At 73.3% G+C, this 2,842-nt stretch carries 3 protein-coding genes; all 3 read left to right on the top strand.

The annotated features are described in order from the left end of the window. A partial coding sequence (locus H5J29_RS27725) for a mannosyltransferase YkcB-related protein (protein WP_512700144.1) occupies window positions 1-388 on the top strand: 388 nt, incomplete at its 5' end. Between the two features lie 217 nt (window positions 389-605). Continuing rightward, window positions 606-1,880 carry a bifunctional glycosyltransferase family 2/GtrA family protein gene (locus H5J29_RS27720; protein ID WP_181783937.1) on the top strand — a complete coding sequence of 425 codons (1,275 nt, stop codon included), beginning with the start codon at window positions 606-608 and terminating at the stop codon, window positions 1,878-1,880. A gap of 10 nt (window positions 1,881-1,890) precedes the next feature. Further along, on the top strand, window positions 1,891-2,842 hold a 952-nt coding region (locus H5J29_RS27715; RefSeq protein ID WP_376768583.1), incomplete at its 3' end, for an ArnT family glycosyltransferase.

Below are 2,842 nucleotides of genomic sequence, written 5' to 3'. Positions count from 1 at the left end.
CGGCTTCGGCTCCCTCCTCGGCACCACCACCCCCTCCGCCCAGGTCACAGCCCTGCTGCAGGCGAACGCGTCGGACTACACGTGGGTCGCGGCGGCGGTCGGGTCGAACGCGGCGGCGGGCTACCAGCTCGCGGCCGGATCGCCCGTGATGGCGGTCGGCGGGTTCAACGGCACCGACCCCTCCCCCACCCTGGAGCAGTTCCAGCAGTACGTGGCCCAGGGCCGGATCCACTTCTTCGTCGGCGGCGCGGGAGCAGCCCTGCGCGGCGGTGACACCGGCGGCAGCGACGCCGCAGCGCGCATCGCGGCGTGGGTCCAGCAGAACTTCACCGCCACCACCGTCGACGGCGTCGTCCTCTACGACCTCGGCGCGGGCACCACCGCCTGAGACCGCAGGCCACCGGCCCGCACCCATCCCGGGTGCGGGCCGGTCGTCGTCCACAGGGCGCGCACAGGTCCGGCACATGATCGCGACAGCCCGGTCCGCGAGGGTCGACACCATGCCGCTGGACGTGACACCCCCGACACCGGACCGGGGCGATCGCACAGCCGGGCCACAGCTCGACCACGAAGCCGGCACAGCCCCGCCCGCGACCGTGATCGGCATGAGCCCGGTCGCCATCGAGCCCGCCGCGCCGACCGTCTCCGCAGGTCGCGGTGACCGCGTCGTGCTGGACATCGTCGTCCCCGTGTTCAACGAGGAGGCCGACCTCGACGGGTCGGTCCGCTCGCTGCGCGAGCACCTCCTCGCGAACCTCCCGTACACCTTCCGGATCACGGTGGCGGACAACGCGAGCACCGACGCCACCCCGCTGATCGGCGCCCGGCTCGCGGCCGAGCTGCCCGAGGTCAGACTGGCGCGGCTGGAGCAGAAGGGCCGCGGCCGCGCGCTGCACACCGTGTGGTCCGCCTCCGACGCCCACGTCCTCGCCTACTGCGACGTCGACCTCTCCACCGACCTCAACGCCGTCCTCCCGCTCGTCGCGCCGCTGATCTCCGGACACTCCGACCTCGCGATCGGCACCCGCCTCGGCCGCGGGTCCCGGGTGGTCCGCGGGGCGAAGCGCGAGTTCGTCTCCCGCTGCTACAACCTGATCCTCCGCAGCACCCTGGCCGCCGGGTTCTCCGACGCCCAGTGCGGCTTCAAGGCCATCCGCGCGGACGTGGCGCACCGGCTCCTGCCGCTCGTCGAGGACACCGGATGGTTCTTCGACACCGAGCTGATGGTGCTGGCCGAGCGCGCGGGACTCCGCATCCACGAGGTCCCCGTCGACTGGGTGGACGACCCCGACTCCACGGTGGACATCGTCGAGACGGCCACGGCGGACCTCAAGGGCGTCTGGCGCGTCGGGCGGGCACTCGCCACCGGCACCCTGCCGATCGCCGAGGTCCGGGCCCAGCTCGGACGCGCGCCGCTGCAACCGGACGTCGACGGCGTGCCGACCGGCCTGCCCACCCAGCTCGTCCGGTTCGCTGCGATCGGCATCGCCAGCACGCTCGCGAACCTGCTGCTGTTCCTGCTGTTCCGCACGTTCATGGGGCCGCTCGCGGCGAACGTCGTCGCGCTGCTGCTCACCACGATCGCGAACACCGCCGCCAACCGGCGGCTGACCTTCGGCGTCCGCGGGCGCGACGGCGCCGCCAAGCACCAGTTCCAGGGGCTGACCGTGTTCGGCCTGGGGCTCGCCCTGACGACCGGTGCGCTCGCCCTGCTCGGCCTCCTCGTCCCCGGGGCGCACCAGGGCGTCGAGGTGGTGGCGATCGTCGTCGCCAACCTGGTCGCCACGGTCCTGCGGTTCGTCCTGTTCCGCGCGTGGGTGTTCCGCACGCCGGTGCCCGCGGCCCCCGCAGACCTCCCCACCACCCAGATCGCCGCCTGAGAGGCCTTTCGTGACCACCACCCTGAGCCCAGACGGCGCCGATGGTCGGCTCCGGAGGCTCCGCCTCCGCGACACCCGTCCCCCCGCGGAGGGCTCCGGCCCACGCCCCCACCGACGGCACCGCCCGGCGGTCGTCGCGCTGCTCCTCGGCACCGCGGTGCTCTCCCTGCAGAACATCGCGATCTCGGGCTGGGCCAACTCCTTCTACGCCGCGGCCGTGCAGGCCGGGACGCAGAGCTGGACCGCCTTCTTCTTCGGCTCGCTGGACTCCGGCAACGCGATCACCGTGGACAAACCGCCCGCCTCGCTGTGGGTGATGGCGTTGTCCGGCAGGATCTTCGGGTTCAGCTCGTGGAGCATGCTCGCGCCCCAGGCGCTGATGGCCGTGGCCGCGGTGTGGCTGCTCTACTGCGCGGTCAAACGGGTCGCCGGACCGGGCGCCGGGCTGCTGGCCGGGCTGGTCCTCGCGTTGACCCCCGTCGCCGTGTTGATGTTCCGGTTCAACAACCCCGATGCGTTGTTGGTGCTCCTGATGGTCGTCGCGGCGTACTGCACGGTGCGGGCGGTGGAGAAGGCGTCGTGGCGGTGGCTGCTGCTGACCGGGCTGGTGCTCGGGTTCGCGTTCCTCACGAAGATGCTGCAGGCCTTCCTGGTGGTGCCGGGGTTCGCGGCGGCCTACCTGGTGGCGGCGCCGACGACCGTGGGGCGCCGGATCCGGGACGTCTTGGTCGCGGGGGTCGGCATCGTCGTCGGGGCGGGGTGGTGGCTCGTCGCGGCGGCGCTCTGGCCCGCCGGCTCCCGGCCCTACATCGGCGGCTCCACCGACAACTCGCCCGTGGAGCTGGCCCTCGGCTACAACGGCCTCGGCCGGATCTTCGGGAGCCAGGGGAACGGTGGGATGCGGTCGGGTGGGGCCGGCGGCGTCCTTCGCCGCGGTACGGGTGCACCTCCCGGCGGCGCTC

The sequence above is a fragment of the Pseudonocardia pini genome (assembly GCF_013870575.1).
GTDB lineage: Bacteria > Actinomycetota > Actinomycetes > Mycobacteriales > Pseudonocardiaceae > Pseudonocardia > Pseudonocardia pini.
Note: the sequence above shows the minus strand (reverse complement) of the source record. Positions and strands in the feature narration are given on the sequence as shown.

Bases quoted from the DNA above. Each gene is read 5' to 3' on its own strand.
- H5J29_RS27720 (WP_181783937.1), top strand. From the start codon at position 606: ATGAGCCCGGTCGCCATCGAGCCCGCCGCGCCGACCGTCTCCGCAGGT.